Below are 18,896 nucleotides of genomic sequence, written 5' to 3' on the forward strand. Positions count from 1 at the left end.
AATTTACATAAATATAATAAATATCGGGACGATGAGCACCTTGCAATCTGTTTAGTTAATTTAAATGCAGAATTTAAGTCGGTTAATTCTATTGTAGTAACGCTATTTACCGCTCATGTAAAAGGCAAATATCCTCCGGCGTAAATCACAATATTTATCTCAAGCATGCTTAGAATTTACGTCATCAATTTATCTTTAGCATTTGATAAATAGAAGTAATCCTACATAGAGGAAATACATAATGAGCATAAATAGACGTCAAGCATTAACCCGTATTATTGGTATTAGCACCGCTGCGGCAGGGGCAACACTCATGGGGACATCGGTTCTCGCGGCAACGAATGCCGATGGTCAATATCAATTAGCGATAGGTGAGAAACTTAAATACGTTCCACTTGATGCAATGGCAACAGCAAAACTGGCCTATGAAACGGGTGGTGGTTGTATGCACCAAGTTTTTCATGCCGTTGTGACTATGCTAGCCCAATCTAATAGTGCCGATGTAGACAAGTTCAAAACAATTCCAACGGCATTAGCCGCCTATGGTTTTGCAGGGGTAACGGGCCAAGGCACACTCTGCGGTAATCTTAATGCGATAGGCATGTTAGTGAATATTTTAGATGACATTAATGGTCACAATAACGCCGTGATAGCCAATACCTTCCGCTACTACGAAAATACAACGCTCCCTTTATCTTCACCTGAATTTGTTACTGGTATTGGCTCGACAGCAGAAAAAACGGCTCTTGTGGGCAGTTCATCAAAAGCCAAGAGCGTGTTATGCCACTCATCTATCAGTAACTGGTCAAAGGCTTCTGGCTTACCATTCGCGAAAAAAGGTGAACGCTGTTACCGCTTATCCGCGTCTATGGCTTATTACTTAGTCGATGTATTAAATCGTGCCTATCAAGGGGAGAATATCGGCGCCCTTGTTGGTAGTAAACCAACACCAGATGCACAAGATTGCCAAACTTGTCACGGTAGCACTAGCACACTAGGCTCAGCGGCAAGTGTAAAAACAGACATGGAATGCACCACTTGCCATACAGGGCATTTCAATTAAGGAGACTGTGATGAAATACCCATTACTCACATTGACCCTCGCGACATTAATGCTCGTAGGATGTGGCAGTGACAGCAATAACACTGAGCCTGAAACTCCGCAGCCACCTCCCGTCGAAAATGCAGTAAACATTGATGAAGCAACGCAAATAAATCTCAAGCTTGAGCAATTTGACTCGAGTACAGGGACAATTCAATTTTCACTGACGGATGCGCAACAAGAAGCGATCACTGCGGCAAAAACCTATGATATTTACTATTTTGGGTTCCCCGACAAAGCCAAGGAATCCTCGAATCCGAAGGCATGGAAACACTGGCATGTTACCCAAAATTATCGTTGCCAAAGTCTTGGAGAATGCAGCGGTAAATTAACCGAAGTCACAAGCGGTCAATATCAATTTGAGATAGCTGGCTTAGATTGGGCTCAGCAGGATCCAAGTGGTTCAGTAACACAAATTAAAGTCGCGATTCAGATCTACGGTGCAAAAGCCAATAACGAGCTGGATTTAATCCAAGTGCTACCGCAATAATCCTTCCAATGACATATCCAAACAAATAGAGGCATCCATCGGATGCCTCTATTTTATTCATTGATATCTAGACGTTATGCGATTGAATTTTGTTAGATCGATGTTGTTCGCTAAATAATTCGCGATATTATCCGCTACAAAACGACTCACAAACGTCAATACAGCCCAAAAGATGAATGCTCAGTACTTTTATTTAGAACATCGCAGCATTGAGCCACATATGTACTAAAATGCTCGCGATATAACCCAGCGCAATGACAGGTGTCCAACGCAAATGGGCACCAAAGGTGTAAATCCCCCTAGCTTGTCCCATTAGCGCGACCCCTGCAGCACTGCCAATTGACAATAAACTGCCCCCAACTCCTGCGGTTAACGTTACCAGTAACCATTGGCCTAAGGCCATCTCAGGGTTCATCGTCAACACAGCAAACATCACCGGAATATTATCAACAACAGAAGACAACAGACCGATAGCCACGTTGGCATAAGTCGTATCCCAATTGGAATACAAAGCCTCAGATACTAAGCTCAAGTACCCCATAAAGCCAAGGCCACCCACACATAGCACTACACCATAAAAGAACAACAGGGTATCCCATTCAGCGCGGGAGATTCTGCTAAACACATCGAAGGGCACCACACTACCAAGCTGCTGAAGACGCTGCTCGTCCTGACGCAATTCAGCCTTTGCACGTTCGCGGGCAACGGAACGATTGAAGGTTTTACGCAGATAAAAACCAAAGAATTGTAAGAAACCTAATCCCGTCATCATACCCAATACAGGCGGCATACCTAAGAAGGAATGAGCACACACTGCCGTAGCGATTGTGAGTAAAAACAACGCAACAATTCGCTTAGCACCCGGCTTAGTATAAACATGCTCTTTTTCTGGCTCTGGCACAAAATGTGGGATAAACACACTCATAATGGCAGCGGGTAATGCAAAGTTCACTAAAGCAGGAATAAACAGATGGAAGAAATCGCTAAAGTGCACTAATCCTTTTTGCCACACCATTAAGGTCGTGATATCACCAAACGGGCTAAACGCGCCACCCGCATTAGCCGCAACAACAATGTTGATACAGGCTAGGGTGATAAACTTGCGTTGCCCTGCCCCCACCTTCATCACCACGGCACACATCAATAGCGCAGTCGTTAAATTATCTGCCACGGGTGAGATAAAGAACGCCATAAACCCCGTCAACCAAAATACGGTTCTTAGACTAAACCCACGGCCGACAAGCCAACCACGAATGGCATCAAACAAATTTCGCTCTTCCATAGCATTGATATAAGTCATCGCCACGAGTAAGAAGAGTAGAAGCTCTGCATATTCAAGCAAGTTATGTTTGAATGCCGCTTCCGACACTTCAGACATACCATTTTGTACATACACAAAACCTATCATGCCCCAGATAATCCCTGCCGCGACCAGCACAGGTTTCGACTTGCGTAAATGTAACGACTCCTCAGCCATCACCATTATGTATGCAAGCACAAACACAAAGACGGCAACATAACCCACACTCGATGCGGTTAAATTAAGCCGTTCTATCCCTTCTGTCATAGCCCATGCTGCAGGTGAGAATCCGCTCAATATTGCAACGCAGAATAGACTCCAGAACGCCATTCCACTGCCTTTAAACAACCGCTGTAATTTCATTAAAGTTCATCTCTACGTAGGAAATTAGTCGAAAATTACCATAGCTTCGGCATAGTAAATGTTGATAAAACGCAACTTTCTATGCATTACCCTATAACCAAAGGCGTTTAAAACATTAATTTTTGTATAACTACAGCGATAACTAATAAAGAAACATTTAACTTAGTCTAAAAAGAGCCAATAAAAAAGCACCTCAAAGGTGCTTTTTAGTTTCTAATCAGCGTCACTGCATTAGAAGGAATATAACAAGGTCATATTGGTTTCTGTATCTGTACTTTTCTTATTATCCAACGGCTCGCTGTTGTAGCGCACAATAATGGCAAACTTCATTGCTAATGCGCCGATAATATTCGCCGTTAACGAAGTTTCAGAGCGGGCATCGAGCTTATCACCGTAATCTGCAACGAAACGTTGTTGGAATTTAGAGGTGTCAGTGATTTCGGTTTCAAAGTTGATCACACCGTGCGCAACGACGCTGTCATTGGTGTCATGGCCTTCGATAAGTGCTTGCTCTGTATCAAGACGCTGATAGATATAACCTGGACCGACTTCGACATCTAAAAAGGTCTTACTAGTATCATAGAATCTATAACCATAACCCGCTGCGCCAGATAGCGTGTAATCATAACCGGTGAACGGATCAACTTCATAATTACCGTTAGCAAACAAGTAGCTACGATCTGTCATCTTGTAGTTACCTTGTGCACCCGCTAAATAGCGTTTCGCGGTAACAGAACCTGTATCCTCTTTATATAAACCTTCGAGTAAGTACTGATTCTCCCAATCGCCAAGCTCATGCTTAAGATTTAAACGCCCTTTGAATGATGAGGTTTCAGTGTTACCTGTGGTTAAGGTTGCACCAAGCTCAGCTTCACCTGCGAATGTCTCATCGCCTTTTACAAAATCGGCCCCAGCTGTCGCCATAAAAGGTGCAGTCATTAATAGTGCTGCGGTCAGTACTTTCTTCATGTTTATCCGTTCCTGTTCCGTTAAATCCAATCCCTATAAATATCTGTTCGTCCCAGCGATGCTGAATAAGCACATATTAATAAGGGTTAGTATTTTCCCCTGAAAATCTGCGCGATATTAACATTTACGATTAAAAAATGAAAATTGCAGCTATTTTAAGTATAAAAAACCCGCTTTAGCGGGTTTTTATCTCAGCAATAACGCTTACATATTGATCTTAGGATCTAACGCGCCAGACTGGTACGCTTTATACATTGCTTGTAAAGACAATGGCTTAATCTTAGATGCTTGACCTGCACAGCCGAAAGCTTCATAGCGAACCGTACAGATATCGGCCATGGCTTCCATTGATGCTTTCAGGAATTTACGTGGATCAAATTCACTTGGGTGTTCAGCTAAGAATTTACGAACGGCACCCGTTGATGCTAAACGTAAGTCGGTATCAATGTTGACTTTACGTACACCGTGTTTGATACCTTCTACGATTTCTTCTAATGGTACGCCGTAGGTTTCTGGGATCTGACCACCATATTGATTGATGATCTTTAGCCACTCTTGTGGCACAGAAGATGAACCGTGCATCACTAAGTGAGTATTAGGAATACGCGCATGAATTTCTTTGATGCGGTCGATACGCAGTACATCGCCCGTCGGTTTACGACTGAACTTATATGCACCATGGCTAGTACCGATAGCAATCGCGAGTGCATCAACATGGGTATCGGCAACGAAACGCGCCGCTTCTTCAGGGCTAGTCAACATTTGATCGTGACTTAAAATACCTGATGCACCAACACCATCTTCTTCGCCAGCTTGGCCAGTTTCTAAGCTGCCTAAACAGCCGATTTCACCTTCAACTGACACACCACACGCATGGGCAAATGCCACTGTACGACGGGTAACATCAACGTTGTACTCGTACGATGCAGGCGTTTTGCCGTCAGCCATCAAAGAGCCGTCCATCATGACTGATGACATGCCTAATTGGATAGAACGCTGACAAATATCAGGATCGGTACCGTGGTCTTGGTGAATACACACTGGAATATCTGGATACTGCTCAAGAGCTGCTGCCATCAAATATTTTAAGAACTGTGGGCGAGCGTATTTACGTGCGCCAGCAGAAGCTTGCACTATCACAGGGCTGTCTGTTGCTTCAGCGGCCTGCATGATGGCACGCATCTGCTCTAAGTTGTTAACGTTAAACGCAGGCACACCGTATCCATGTTCTGCTGCGTGATCAAGTAGTTGTCGTAGGGAAATTAACGCCATTTTTTAACTCCAATAATAGGGTGATATCTATCACCGAGGTCGCTATCGTTTGGATGGATTTTTATACCCGCATTCAACTCTGTACCTTAAATAAACAACTTAAATTAAGTACCTTAGATGAATACGGGCGGTTTTTTTATAATTTTTTACTTTTATCAAAGCTTTGATGTTATCAGAGCTTATCGCGGCGTCTTATGCGCCGCGTTTTTTAAAACTTAATATTAAGCGCCGCGCTTTTCTAACATAGCCACAGCCGGTAATTCTTTACCTTCGAGAAACTCGAGGAAAGCACCGCCGCCAGTCGAAATGTAAGACACTTTATCGGCAATACCGTACTTATCAACCGCAGCTAAAGTGTCACCACCGCCTGCGATAGAGAACGCTTTTGAATCAGCAATCGCTTGGGCAATACGCTTAGTACCTTCACCGAATTGGTCGAATTCGAACACGCCCACAGGGCCGTTCCACACGATAGTACCAGCAGATTCGATGATTTTAGCCAGTGCTTCAGCACTATCTGGACCAATATCGAAAATCATTTCGCCATCAGCGACTTCGCTAACCGATTTTAACGTTGCCGCTGCTGTTGGGCTAAACTCGCCCGCAACGACCACATCAGTCGGCACAGGAATATCGGCGCCACGGCTCTTAGCATTAGCCACTAAACGCTTAGCTTCGTCGATCAAATCCGCTTCATACAGCGATTTACCGACATTGTAGCCCGCCGCTGCAATGAAAGTATTGGCAATACCGCCGCCAACCACTAACTGATCAACTATGCCTGAAAGACTTTCTAGCACGGTCAGCTTAGTCGACACTTTAGAGCCACCGACAATCGCCACCATTGGACGCGCAGGGTTATCTAATGCCTTGCCTAAGGCATCTAATTCTTGTGCCAGTAATGGACCGGCACAGGCGATTGGGGCAAACATGCCCACGCCATGAGTCGATGCTTGGGCACGATGTGCAGTACCGAAGGCGTCCATCACATAGACATCACACAGCGCCGCCATTTTTTTCGATAAGGCTTCGTTGTTCTTACCTTCACCCACGTTGAAACGCACGTTTTCGAACACAACCACTTCACCCACGGCAACGTCAACGCCATCTAAATAGTCGGTCGCTAAACGCACAGGACAAGACAGGGTTTTTGCCAAATAATCGACCACAGGTTGCATAGAATATTCAGCATTGTATTCGCCTTCGGTCGGACGACCTAAATGCGACATCACCATCACAGCCGCACCTTTTTCAAGGGCCAACTCGATAGTCGGTAGAGAGGCGCGCAGACGTGCATCACTGGTGACGACGCCATTGCTGACAGGGACATTAAGATCTTCGCGGATAAGCACGCGCTTACCTTGTAGATCCAGATCTGACATATTGATAATTGCCATGGTAACGCTTCCTTTTATAATCAAAAAACAAACTGTTTCACACTATAGCCGGTATGAATTGACTGCCGCTCGGCGCTCGACATCCCGTCGAATTGGCATAAATTCAGTGACCCACAAGTGAATAATCTACTTTTATCAGCCTCGCTTGGCCGCGATCATCGCCAAACTCGTATCTAACATACGATTGGCAAAACCCCACTCGTTATCGCACCACAGGAGTAACTTCACCAACTGACCGGCGCTCACGCGGGTCTGGGTACCATCGACAATACTGGAGCGCGGATCATGGTTGAAATCACATGAGACTAAGGGCTCATCAGTATAGCCTAAGATGCCGTTAAATCGCCCATTGGCGGCAGATTCCAGCACCTGATTGACTGTGGCAATATCGACGGTTTTTTCTAAGGTCACGGACAAATCGATGGCGGTCACGTTGATGGTGGGCACGCGCACCGAAATCGCTTCAAACTTATTTTTCATGTGCGGCAAGATCCGCTCAATGCCGCGGGCAAGTTTAGTGTCGACAGGGATAATCGATTGACCAGCAGCACGGGTTCGACGCAAATCATCATGGTAAGCATCAATCACTTGCTGATCGTTCATCGCCGAATGGATAGTGGTAATGGCACCGCTTTTAACGCCAAAGTGGCGATCGAGCACATCGATCACAGGCACGATACAGTTAGTGGTGCAAGAAGCGTTGGACACCACAGTGTGTTCGGCGCGGAGTAAATCGTGGTTCACCCCATAGACAATCGTGCCATCGACATCAGCTGAGGATGGATGACTTATCAGCACTTGTTTAGCGCCGGCGTGAATATGGGCTTCGCAGCTTTGACGATCGACTAATACGCCTGTGGCTTCATAGACAATATCTATGTCCATCTCGTGCCAAGGGAGTTTTGCCGGATCGGGCTCGTGGAGAATTTTTATCGCATCGTCGCCAATCAGCATATGATCATCAACAAGCTTCACTTTGTGCGCAAACCGACCGTGGGTGGTGTCGTACTGGGTCAGATGAATAATGGCTTCAGGTTTAGCTAATTCATTAATCGCGACAATCTGCATTTGCTGCCGTTTTCCAGACTCATATAAAGCTCGGAGAATAGAGCGGCCGATACGGCCATAACCATTGATAGCGACTCGGATCATTGAGGTCTCAATTTCCTCTTAATACAAAAACGGCCTGCAAACGATTGCAGGCCGCATTATACAGATTAACACTTAAAAAGTTTAACCTTTTGTATTGAATCTAATCCCTTGAGCCATTAGCCCAATGATTTTGCAGCATTCAGCACATTTTCAACGGTGAAACCGAAGTGATTCAATAGCACGTTACCCGGTGCAGACTCACCAAATGTGGTCATGCCCACAACTGTGCCTTCAAAACCGACATACTTGTACCAGAAATCGGTATGCGCCGCTTCAATAGCCACACGTTTAGTCACAGCACGTGGTAATACAGATTCTTTATAAGCAGCATCTTGCTTATCGAACTCAGTTGTCGATGGCATAGAGACTACGCGAACGTGTTTGCCTTGCTCAGTCAGTGCAGCGGCTGCATCCATTGCCAATTGTACTTCGCTACCAGTTGCGATCAGGATCAGTTCTGGTGTACCCGCACAGTCTTGCAGTACATAAGCACCTTTAGCCACATTAGCTAATTGCTCAGCGGTACGCGCTTGAGCTTTCAGGTTTTGACGGCTGAAGATCAGTGACGTAGGTGCATTACGGCGCTCAATCGCAGCTTTCCAAGAAACTGCCGTTTCTGCCGCATCACATGGACGCCATACGGCCATATTTGGCGTCATACGCAGGTTAGCTAATTGCTCAACTGGCTGATGCGTTGGGCCATCTTCACCTTGACCGATAGAGTCATGGGTATAAACGAAGATGTTTTGAATGCCCATCAGTGCCGACATACGCACTGCGTTACGAGCATATTCCATGAACATCATGAACGTTGCGCCGTAATTGATGAAACCACCATGCAGCGAAGCACCGTTCATAATGCCACTCATGCCGAATTCACGCACGCCGTAGTAAATGTAGTTACCAGCTGGGTCGTCTTGAATACCTTTAGAACCTGACCACAGTGTCAAGTTAGAACCCGCTAAGTCAGCAGAGCCGCCTAACAGTTCAGGCAACATAGCGCCAAATGCACCGATAGCATTTTGTGAGGCTTTACGGCTCGCAATGCCTTCGGCTTTGTCCTGTGATGCTTGCACGAATGCCTGCGCTTTTTCTTCGAAATCAGCCGGTAATTCACCTTTCAGAACGCGACGCTCATATTCAGCAGCCAGTTCTGGGTGAGCTGCGCGATATGCTGCAAACTTCTCGTTCCACGCCGCTTCACGGGCAGCACCTGCTTCTTTGGCATCCCAACCCGCATAAACGTCAGCAGGGATTTCAAATGGTGCATGTGGCCAGCCAAGGAATTCACGGGCGGCTGCGATTTCTGCATCGCCTAGTGGCGCGCCGTGACAATCGTGGCTGCCAGATTTGTTGGGGGAACCAAAACCGATAATGGTTTTGCAGCAAATCATTGTTGGTTTATCAGTCACCGCTTTCGCCGCTTCGATAGCAGCACGGATTGCCGCGCTATCGTGACCGTCAACACCGGTAATCACATGCCAGCCGTAAGCTTCAAAACGTTTTGGCGTATCATCGGTAAACCAGCCTTCAACATGGCCATCGATAGAAATACCGTTATCATCCCAAAATGCGACCAGTTTACCTAAACCTAAAGTACCGGCTAATGAACAGGCTTCGTGGGAAATACCTTCCATCAAACAGCCATCGCCGAGGAAGCAGTAAGTATAGTGATCAACGATATCGTGACCATCACGGTTAAACTGTGCCGCTAAGGTTTTCTCAGCAATCGCCATACCGACAGCGTTGCTGATGCCCGCACCGAGTGGACCCGTTGTGGTTTCAACACCTGGTGTGTAACCGTATTCTGGGTGACCCGGTGTTTTAGAATGCAATTGACGGAACTGTTTTAGCTCTTCAATTGGTAATTCATAACCAGTCAGGTGAAGTAAAGAGTAAATCAGCATTGAACCGTGACCGTTAGAGAGGATAAAACGATCTCTATCTACCCATTTCGGATTGTTCGGGTTGTGCTTAAGGAAATCATTCCACAGCACTTCAGCAATATCTGCCATACCCATTGGGGCGCCGGGATGGCCTGAATTTGCTTTTTGAACTGCATCCATACTTAACGCACGGATTGCGTTTGCGAGTACTTTACGGGAAGACATGCTCTCTCCTGCTTGTTTGTGGGGTCTAGCGGGCAATTTGGATGCATATTTTCCCCTACATGCCAGTGTGACGCAAACTAAAATTACCATTCACTCAGCAAAAGATGGCCGAATATATACCCAAACAACCTGAAGATGCAGGATTCAGGTCGCTTGGGTATACAAGTCGCAGAAACAAGCCAGTCACTTTGCTCGCGTTTACTTGAGAGGGCATAGCAAGGATCACTTGTAATGGAGAAATAAATTTCTCAAAAACATAGCAAACTTAATACTATGAAATATAAGAAAAATAACCTATTTATGACTGAGCGTAGTCGTTTTCAGGTCACAATCTGAGAGGATTTTTTATTATCGGGGGTGATCGGCAATCGGATTTAAACTAAAATAGCCGTCTAGATGTAGATGCTTCTACACGTTTGAATGCTAACGACGAGATTTTCCTACTATGGCAAAGCACTTGTTTACTTCTGAGTCGGTCTCAGAAGGTCATCCCGATAAGATTGCAGATCAGATTTCTGATGCTGTGCTAGATGCAATTCTGGCTCAAGATCCAAAAGCACGCGTAGCGTGTGAAACTTATGTCAAAACCGGCATGGTATTAGTAGGTGGTGAAGTAACTACCTCTGCCTGGGTTGATATTGAAGAAATCACCCGTAAAACGGTGCGTGAAATTGGTTATACCCATTCAGATATGGGGTTTGATGCAGACTCGTGCGCAGTATTAAACGCCATTGGTAAGCAATCACCCGACATTAATCAAGGTGTAGACCGCGCAGACCCTGCAGAGCAAGGTGCTGGCGATCAAGGGTTAATGTTTGGCTATGCTAACAACGAAACCGACATTCTGATGCCTGCACCTATCACCTATGCTCACGCATTAGTGAAACGTCAGTCTGAAGTGCGTAAAAATGGCACGCTACCTTGGTTACGCCCAGATGCGAAAAGCCAAGTCACTTTTGCCTATGATGATGGCAAAATTGTCGGTATCGATGCAGTCGTGTTATCGACTCAGCACAGAGATGACGTTTCACAAGCCGACTTAATTGAAGGCGTGATGGAAACCATCATCAAGCCAGTATTACCGGCTCAATGGTTAAACAAAGATACTAAGTTCTTTATCAACCCAACTGGCCGTTTTGTTATCGGTGGTCCAGTAGGTGATTGCGGCTTAACCGGTCGTAAGATCATCGTTGACACCTACGGCGGCATGGCCCGTCATGGTGGTGGCGCGTTCTCTGGTAAAGATCCATCAAAAGTGGATCGTAGCGCGGCATATGCTGCCCGTTATGTGGCAAAAAACATCGTTGCAGCAGGTCTTGCTGATCGCTGTGAAATCCAAGTGTCTTACGCTATTGGTGTGGCAGAGCCGACCTCTATCAGCATCGAGACCTTCGGTACAGGTAAAGTATCTGAAGAAGTGCTGATCAAGTTAGTACGTCAACACTTTGAACTGCGCCCATACGGTTTAACGGCCATGCTAGATTTAGCACGTCCAATTTATCAAGCGACCGCCGCTTATGGCCACTTTGGTCGCAGCGAATTCCCATGGGAAGCGACTGATAAAGCCGAAATATTGCGCGCTGACGCGGGTCTATAATCTTAATTCATTTCAATTTTTACACTTAAGACCCATGAAAAACCGCTACCCAGCGGTTTTTTTATGTCTGACATTTAGTTAGATTAATAATGCTAAGACAAATATGGCAAGATAAAAAGCAGCATATACATAGACTATTAGAGTGCACAGACCCCATGACCGATAACGCCATCTTATTACAGCAACTTCAATCTTGTGCATGGGCAGCCAACGTAGGTCTGCCAGAGGAAACAGCAAAGACATACGGCACATTAGAGGAGATCGCCGCTTTTCTTGAATCCGATCCTGAAGCCTTTTTTGAAACACCTTACGAAATCCACTATGAAAGCCTGTGTGTAACTGATCATGACTTGGCAAATTCGTTAAAAACAAAGGCAGTAGTAAATGATGTGCATGCTTGGATTTCTGACAGCGAAGTCGATGACATTTCTAAGTCAGCTTACCTCGCCACTTGGAAAATTATTCCCGTTGCAGAAATATGCGCGCTGACATCCGATGACGCTAATACGCTCGCAACACTGCTCCTAGCTGACGTTAAACTTTCAGCCTTTACGAGTGAACGCCTATCTTGGTATCTCTGTGGAAGAATCCCCTTTGGTTATATTGGTACTTACCCAAACGGGCAATGGCTGATTCTTTAGGCTTATACGCTAGCACCTTTAATTTTTCTGACTTCATCTAGGGTCTATTGAGCTTTCGAGGATAATTTTTAGACAGCATGCCAATACTGATGCTAACCAATGCACGCTGGGAAACACTATTTCATTTAATGAAAAGCACAGGCCGTGTTTATGATAAACCTGAACATAGACAAACATTCGAAGGCATTCTTTACCGCCTTCTAACAGGTATCCCTTGGCAAGATTTACCCAAAGAGTTGAGCCATTGGAGTACGGTCTTTAGACGGTTTTATTTATAGTCTAAAAAGACATTCAGGCCTATTTACTCAAAACCTTAGCGAACCTTGCTGACACGGAATGGTTTTTTATTGATGGCTCGATAGTGCGGACTCACCAGCACAGTGCAGGTGCACTGAGTAATGAGTAATGAGTAATGAGTAATGAGAGTTACCCTATTGTTTAATTGATAGTGGATACCTTTATCAAACGGGTAACTCTCAGTTTTATCTATCGCCCATGAATATCAAATAATGGCTAATGCACAGGGTATTCGTTTAGAAACGTACATTCATACCAACCCAGAAGTTACGGGCCTTATCTTTGTTATTAAAATCATCAACGTAAGATGCTGTGTATCCATTTTGGCCATTGTCGTCAGAGACACAAGTGGTGCTAGTGTCACTACATTCGGTGAAGACAATATCGTATGAAGTAAAATCTTTATCAAACAAGTTATTTACTCGCATGTTGAAGGTGACAAACTCACTCGCCTGATAAGAACCACCAAGATGGAACACGTTATAACCCTTATAGTAAAGTGCAGCATCATTAATGATATCCCAAGAGCGATAACGTTTAGCACGGTATTCTGAGGTCAAGAATACGTTAAATGAGTCGGTCAACTCCCATTTTAATGTCGCGTTTGCCATATGCTTGGCACTGTTGCCGAGTGGACGGCCTTGCTCTGCACCGCTTTTCTGCTCGCTATCTGTGTAGGTATAATTAGCATTTAACGTTAAGGCATCTAGAATTTCCCAACGTCCCGCGAGCTCAGCACCTTGAATAGTAACTTTATCTATGTTGACTGTTTTGCTACTGACTGCATAACCTAAATCAGCATATTCACCCGCATCGGAACATTCTATGCTCGTACCTTTACCACAGGGTTGTGAAGCAATCTTATCGTCAAAATCATTTTTAAAGATAGTGACGTTAAAATTATGGCCATCTGGATGAGACCAATACAGGGCGACTTCGCTGGACACACTGGTTTCAGCTTCGAGATCTGGGTTACCAAATTGCGGTGAGGTTCCTTGGCCACCAAAGCCAACGACACCATCATACAATTGTGTGGTTTTAGGTGTTTTAAAACCTGTGCTCACCCCACCCTTTACAGTCCACTCATTATTAATGGTGTAAACGCCGTATAGACGTGGACTGAGTTGGTTGCCAAATATTTCATGATCATCATGACGTAAACCCGCAGTAACAGATAAATCAGAAGTCATGCTCCATGTATCTTCAGCAAAAACAGACCACATATTATGTTCTTGTACTGCGCCCGGCGTACCTTCTTCCATACCAAATACACCGTCTTTCAACTCACCACGAATCACCTGCGCACCCGTCACTGCGACATGATTTCCTGCAGCTTCAAATGGAATATCGAGTTTCATATCAAGCGTATATTGATTACTTGCCATTTCGCGTTTAGGTCTAGGCAGGAAAGTGGATTCAGCAATCGCTTTACGTTCGGCTTCAGTCATGCCGGTGTAATCCCCTTTACCATCAATCATCTGCAGTAGTAATACTCGTTCAGCAGTGGTAAATGGCAGTGTGCGGCCATTATTTTGTGTGTCTACATAGGATAGTGACACAAAGCTTGTACCAAAATCCCAAGCACCTTCATGGGTTAATGCCCAAGCATCACGGGTAAATTTTTGAGTCTCGCTGTAACCCGCTCGCGGATTTGATCGTCTTGCCCATTCACCACCGCTGGCTAGACAAGCAGCCTCACGGGAACCTACGCCGCCTTTGCAGAAGTTACTGGCAATCCAGAGACTATCGATATTATCAACAGTACCAAGCGGATACTCTCGTTCACCGTTATCATTGATCAGTGGTGTATTATCATAATCTTGAGATGAGGAATCTAAATCAAACCAAATTTTGTGATGTTCATTTAGTGTCCAACTTAAACTCCCACCTAACATATGATTTTCGTTATCGACGGTTTTACCGCCACCACCAAAACCGAGTGAACGAGTGCGTACTTCTCCATTGGGATAATCTACTGGTGCATACTCTGGTGTAGACCCCATTCGATCATAAATACTGCCATGAATCGATAACCCAAGAACGCCTTTAATGAGGGGACCCATCACGCTGAAATCGGTAGTGATATCTTCACCATAGGCATCATTGGTTTGATGAGTTCGGCTGTGAGTGATAGAGCCAGACCATTCGTCGCCCACTTTTTTAGTGATGATGTTCACCACACCACCTAGAGCATCTGCACCGTATAACGTTGATGCTGGCCCACGAATAACTTCAATTCGATCAATAGCATCAAGTGGTGGTACATGACCAAATTGATTGCCACCAAAACTGTTTGGATAAATATCACCATGGTTATTCTGACGCTTACCATCGACAAGGATTAAGGTATAGTCAGATCCCATACCGCGTAGACTGATGGTACCTTGCCCTGTTTTATCACGGGTTTCACCAATATCAACCCCTTCCAAGTCACGCACTGCATCTAGGAGAGTGGTATAAGGTTTTATCATCAAATCTTCTTGGGTGATAACAGAAATACTGGCAGGTGCATCAACCAATTTCTGTTCATATCCAGAGGCAGTAACAACCATAACTTCCATTTTTCTGTCGGGAGCCTCTTCGGCTTGGACAAAATTACCCGCAAATACAGCGGTAATGGCAACTGCCAAGCAAGTTTGACGAAATAACATAAACCTCTCCTGTTTAGTAAACTTAGTTTACAAATGTAACCTATAAATGATTTCGCGAATGATAATGATTAACATTAGTGAGATCAATCAAAAGTTGAATGCAACAGACATAACATTTACGTTTTGTAAAGTAATCACATTCAAGAAAGAGTTTTTGACATGAAATTTGAAGTTATGAGTGAAGAAAATACCGCGATTGTGGATGCGCTGGTAGACGGCGTTCGGCAATATAATGCTGGGCTCTTAGGACCAGAGAAATCAGTACCTTTGACTGTCATTGCACGTGATGAAGCTGGCAAGTTGATTGGTGGTGTGGGTGGCCGAACTATCTATAAAAACTTCTTAATCAATGTTGTCTGGGTTGATGACCAAACCAGAGGCACAGGGCTTGGGCGTAAACTGATGGCGCTTGCTGAAGCAGAGGCGAAACAACGGGGTTGCTTGGTAGCTCAAGTGGATACCTTATCGATTCAAGCCCCTGTATTTTATGAAAAACAAGGGTTTGAGATCATAGGCACAGTCACCACTACCCCTCAGCGCATCTTTCTGATGAAGAAGTATTGATCAAAAAGGTGGTTGAGGCAGAATAAGCGCCCTTAGCAATGGTCGAAATGGGCGTTTTGCATGCACAGTAGACCAATCTGCTCTTGGGATAAAATAGCGCATTCTAACGCGCTCTTGGAGTTTACACGGCTAAGTTCCTTATCGGTCAGTCGCGTAATCACCGTCGAATAGGCATTGATTCGGCCACAATCGAGCCAAATATCTCCCACTTGTACCCAATAATGTTGCAATGCACCTAAGTCAGATAAAAACTCGACTTCAAATCCCCTCGCCTCATACTCATGGTGAGCGCATTCTGATAAGACTAACCTCAAGCTGTCCCAAGCCGATAAATTGACCTTGGCATAAGTCGTTAATAATGACTCAACAAATTGCACACGCATGTATTTATCTCCGTTATTGATATCAGTAGAGATTTAACCCTTAATTCTTATCGTTGAACAACTAAGCTTGGGTCTTTGCCGCCATTAAATAATAATCTCTTGCCGAAACGGTGAAAAAATCCACAACCTGCATGTGCGCTTTACCCGAGTGAGCGGCAAAGGAACGTTCATTATCTTCGGCGATAAAGGTCAACATATAGCTAAAATGCGGGGCAACTTGGCGACGAATTTCACTGACTAATGCCTCAAAAATCCCTTGTCCACGGTAGGCTTGCTGCACCCAAATCGGCCCGTATTGGCATGAGTTAGTCTTAGTTAATTTTGGTCCATCCCAATCGAGTTGCGGCAAACGATTCAACAAAGTGCGATAAATGGGCCAATGTTCGAAAAATCCCCAACGGCCGGCAATCACATAACCGACGATCTGCTGCTCAACCTGCGCCACTACGACCCAATGATGCTGCACTAATTCGCTCAATTCACTGTGGGAAAAAGCTTGCCCTTGCAGTCCCATATTGGCGGAAGCTAGTTCGTCATTGAGATGTTTTTTCTCTAGCATCGCTAATAAATCAACATCTTGGGGTAAGGCTAATCTAATCTTCACAGTGTTCTCACGGCATCATCTTGGCTTTAGGCCCAATTTAAGGCCGTCAGTATACTCGGTTGGATTAATAGACACAGCTAGAACAAGGTATTATTTAGTGCCTTGATTTGCTAAATCCCCTTTTATTTCCCAAACTTAATGAATATTTAGCCCTAGTTAGGCGTTTGTATGTTGCCCGAAACCATTAATCCCAACTTGAGTTTACTTGATAGCGACAATCAACAAGTGAATCTCACTCGCTGGATGCACCAATGTGAGCTAATCAACAGCTATTACAACACTAACACGGTTTTTATATTCCAAAAGACCAGCGCAGGATTTGAGATCATTGTCAGCGCAATCACTGAAACACCACAATTTACCGCAGGTACTTTGTACTCCGCAGAACTCGAACTTTTTAAACAGATACAAAATAGCCAACCCGACGGTTTATATCAAAACCTCGGCAGCTTTATGTTGGATGATTTACCACGGGATTTTGATGGCATTCAGCACATTCTCTCGCGCCCAATAGCTTGGCCCGATGGCAGCCAATTTGGCGCCCTGTGCGTACTCAACCCACATATGGCAGATCCACTAGCCAATGCCGCTATGCTCGAACCGTTTCAGATATTGCTGCAACAGGAATTATCTCTGCTGTGCCAGAACCATCGCATTGAATCCCTTTCGATGCGCGACCAAGAAACCGGCATGCTCAATCATTATGGTTTTTTGATGATGGCGCCAAGACAGCTCAATTTAGGCCGCCGCTTTGGTGCCCATGCAGGCATCATCTTTTTTGAATTACTGAGTCCGGATAACACGCCCATCCCCCTCGAAGATAATCACCACAGGCTATTAGGCAAGTTGATCCAAGATACGATACGGACCGCCGACGTTGCCGCCCACTACAACACCACGCAATTTGTGGTACTGGCCTTTGTCGATGGTGAGCGGGATATTCAGCATATTATGAAGCGGGTAGAAAAACAGCTAGAACAACAAAACCACCAGCTTAAACTCGATGCGAGTTACAGTTTCTTCACTCCAGAATCCAGCGCCAAACTCGCGCCCATGATGGAACTTGCGCGGGGTAAACTCGATTCAATGCAACCACCAAAGCCAGAGGTTGAAGACACGCCAGTTAAGCCCGCTATAGACTCAAGCTTATACGATAATCCCGCCGCAGATTCGGCGGCGCTTTGATTTAATGAAATTTAAGCTTAATTAGGCAGTACAAAATTACTTAGAATGCTCATCTTGGCGCTTCGCCCATTGTATAAACAGCACCACAGGATAGGGCGACATTAAGACCAACCCTAAACCAATCAGACTTGAGATCAATAACATGCCGCTTATCTCTAGACTCCATTGCGTCAACATATAAAACCCAAGTCCACAAACTAGCATCAATACACCTAACCGATGTAAAAACTTCAACAAATTCAGAGTACTTTTAAATGAGCCTGTCATATAAACCCCTTTAGATCTTACGAAAAACTTGTCACACTATGGCCATAATCATGGAAAAAGGAACCGCAACGATGTTAAAACAAACATTCATCTTAGGTGCATTACTCTTAGGCATCACCGCCTGCCAAAGTGCCGATATAGCCCCAAATGATACCATTCCATTAGAAGGCCGCTGGCACATTGAAATGGTCCAAGGCCAACCGACTATCGATTACAGCCCAGCGCAAATCACCTTTGAGGCCGAAGGTAAATTACATGGCAACAACAGCTGCAATAACTTTTTCGGTCAATATACTCAGCAAGGCGAAGAGCTTAAGCTATCTCCTGCCGGTAGCACAATGAAAGCCTGTGTGGATGCCCTAATGCAGCAAGAGCACAAAGTGATGCAAGCTATGCCATTAGTTACCAAAGCAAAATTAGTGCAAGGCCGACTTACCTTACTTAACAGCGACGACAAGCCAGTGTTAGTGTTAAGCCAAATGAAGTAACCATAAAACTTGTCAGCATAAAAAACCGCCAATGGCGGTTTTTTAGTTAACGAACCAGCAATA

17 protein-coding genes and 1 pseudogene are annotated in these 18,896 nt (G+C 44.9%); 8 read left to right on the forward strand and 10 right to left on the reverse strand.

Going from position 1 to position 18,896, the window contains the following annotated elements; translation table 11 throughout:
- Positions 1 to 241 precede the first annotated feature (241 nt).
- Together L5L94_RS14810 and L5L94_RS14815 are read left to right on the forward strand one after the other, a co-directional pair.
- Positions 242 to 1,063 carry a cytochrome c3 family protein gene (locus L5L94_RS14810; RefSeq protein WP_263163794.1) on the forward strand — a complete coding sequence of 274 codons (822 nt, stop codon included), beginning with the start codon at positions 242 to 244 and terminating at the stop codon, positions 1,061 to 1,063.
- A gap of 10 nt (positions 1,064 to 1,073) precedes the next feature.
- Positions 1,074 to 1,592, forward strand: coding sequence for a hypothetical protein (locus L5L94_RS14815; RefSeq protein WP_113939812.1), 519 nt, complete (start codon positions 1,074 to 1,076; stop codon positions 1,590 to 1,592).
- 193 nt (positions 1,593 to 1,785) lie between these two features.
- Here the strand turns inward: L5L94_RS14815 and nhaD are convergent, their stop codons facing one another.
- From nhaD to tkt, 6 genes are all read right to left on the reverse strand, one after another.
- Positions 1,786 to 3,255: a sodium:proton antiporter NhaD gene (nhaD, locus tag L5L94_RS14820; RefSeq protein WP_105250095.1), complete on the reverse strand. Its 1,470-nt coding sequence runs from the start codon at positions 3,253 to 3,255 to the stop codon at positions 1,786 to 1,788.
- Positions 3,256 to 3,486: 231 nt separating this feature from the next.
- Positions 3,487 to 4,224, reverse strand: a complete 738-nt coding sequence (locus tag L5L94_RS14825; protein ID WP_028761626.1) for a YdiY family protein — start codon at positions 4,222 to 4,224, stop codon at positions 3,487 to 3,489.
- Between the two features lie 204 nt (positions 4,225 to 4,428).
- Entirely contained in the window at positions 4,429 to 5,496 is a 1,068-nt protein-coding gene (fba, locus tag L5L94_RS14830; RefSeq protein WP_028761627.1) for a class II fructose-bisphosphate aldolase, read from the reverse strand.
- 221 nt (positions 5,497 to 5,717) lie between these two features.
- On the reverse strand, positions 5,718 to 6,893 hold the full coding sequence (locus L5L94_RS14835) for a phosphoglycerate kinase (RefSeq protein ID WP_263163795.1): 1,176 nt from the start codon (positions 6,891 to 6,893) through the stop codon (positions 5,718 to 5,720).
- Between the two features lie 135 nt (positions 6,894 to 7,028).
- Positions 7,029 to 8,045, reverse strand: a complete 1,017-nt coding sequence (epd, locus tag L5L94_RS14840; RefSeq protein ID WP_105250098.1) for an erythrose-4-phosphate dehydrogenase — start codon at positions 8,043 to 8,045, stop codon at positions 7,029 to 7,031.
- 116 nt (positions 8,046 to 8,161) lie between these two features.
- Positions 8,162 to 10,156: a transketolase gene (tkt, locus tag L5L94_RS14845; protein ID WP_263139495.1), complete on the reverse strand. Its 1,995-nt coding sequence runs from the start codon at positions 10,154 to 10,156 to the stop codon at positions 8,162 to 8,164.
- 445 nt (positions 10,157 to 10,601) lie between these two features.
- Here tkt and metK point away from each other — a divergent pair, with 445 nt between their 5' ends.
- The 3 genes and pseudogenes from metK to L5L94_RS14860 all read left to right on the forward strand — a co-directional run.
- Entirely contained in the window at positions 10,602 to 11,753 is a 1,152-nt protein-coding gene (gene metK, locus L5L94_RS14850) for a methionine adenosyltransferase (RefSeq protein ID WP_028761631.1), read from the forward strand.
- Between the two features lie 155 nt (positions 11,754 to 11,908).
- Positions 11,909 to 12,394 (forward strand): hypothetical protein, encoded by a 486-nt coding sequence (locus L5L94_RS14855; protein WP_263163796.1) that lies wholly within the window; start codon positions 11,909 to 11,911, stop codon positions 12,392 to 12,394.
- Positions 12,395 to 12,471: 77 nt separating this feature from the next.
- Positions 12,472 to 12,797: pseudogene (locus L5L94_RS14860) on the forward strand (transposase); the annotation flags it as partial.
- A gap of 130 nt (positions 12,798 to 12,927) precedes the next feature.
- Here L5L94_RS14860 and L5L94_RS14865 read toward each other — a convergent pair.
- Positions 12,928 to 15,342, reverse strand: coding sequence for a TonB-dependent receptor domain-containing protein (locus L5L94_RS14865; RefSeq protein ID WP_212599759.1), 2,415 nt, complete (start codon positions 15,340 to 15,342; stop codon positions 12,928 to 12,930).
- Positions 15,343 to 15,501: 159 nt separating this feature from the next.
- Here L5L94_RS14865 and L5L94_RS14870 point away from each other — a divergent pair, with 159 nt between their 5' ends.
- Positions 15,502 to 15,906, forward strand: coding sequence for a GNAT family N-acetyltransferase (locus L5L94_RS14870; protein ID WP_263163797.1), 405 nt, complete (start codon positions 15,502 to 15,504; stop codon positions 15,904 to 15,906).
- Between the two features lie 32 nt (positions 15,907 to 15,938).
- Here the strand turns inward: L5L94_RS14870 and L5L94_RS14875 are convergent, their stop codons facing one another.
- Together L5L94_RS14875 and L5L94_RS14880 are read right to left on the reverse strand one after the other, a co-directional pair.
- Complete coding sequence (locus L5L94_RS14875) at positions 15,939 to 16,289, reverse strand: hypothetical protein (RefSeq protein ID WP_263163798.1); 351 nt, start codon at positions 16,287 to 16,289, stop codon at positions 15,939 to 15,941.
- A gap of 61 nt (positions 16,290 to 16,350) precedes the next feature.
- Positions 16,351 to 16,893 carry a GNAT family N-acetyltransferase gene (locus L5L94_RS14880; RefSeq protein WP_226060231.1) on the reverse strand — a complete coding sequence of 181 codons (543 nt, stop codon included), beginning with the start codon at positions 16,891 to 16,893 and terminating at the stop codon, positions 16,351 to 16,353.
- Positions 16,894 to 17,061: 168 nt separating this feature from the next.
- Here L5L94_RS14880 and L5L94_RS14885 point away from each other — a divergent pair, with 168 nt between their 5' ends.
- Positions 17,062 to 18,078, forward strand: coding sequence for a GGDEF domain-containing protein (locus L5L94_RS14885; protein WP_263163799.1), 1,017 nt, complete (start codon positions 17,062 to 17,064; stop codon positions 18,076 to 18,078).
- Between the two features lie 36 nt (positions 18,079 to 18,114).
- On the opposite strand, the gene L5L94_RS14890 is transcribed toward L5L94_RS14885, so the two are convergent.
- Complete coding sequence (locus tag L5L94_RS14890) at positions 18,115 to 18,345, reverse strand: hypothetical protein (protein WP_263163800.1); 231 nt, start codon at positions 18,343 to 18,345, stop codon at positions 18,115 to 18,117.
- A gap of 71 nt (positions 18,346 to 18,416) precedes the next feature.
- On the opposite strand from L5L94_RS14890, the gene L5L94_RS14895 reads away from it, so the two are divergent.
- Positions 18,417 to 18,833 carry an META domain-containing protein gene (locus L5L94_RS14895; RefSeq protein WP_113939802.1) on the forward strand — a complete coding sequence of 139 codons (417 nt, stop codon included), beginning with the start codon at positions 18,417 to 18,419 and terminating at the stop codon, positions 18,831 to 18,833.
- Positions 18,834 to 18,896: the final 63 nt, after the last annotated feature.

Origin of the sequence: Shewanella sp. SM21 (assembly GCF_025654335.1) — a bacterium.
GTDB classification, from domain to species: Bacteria; Pseudomonadota; Gammaproteobacteria; order Enterobacterales; family Shewanellaceae; genus Shewanella; species Shewanella oncorhynchi.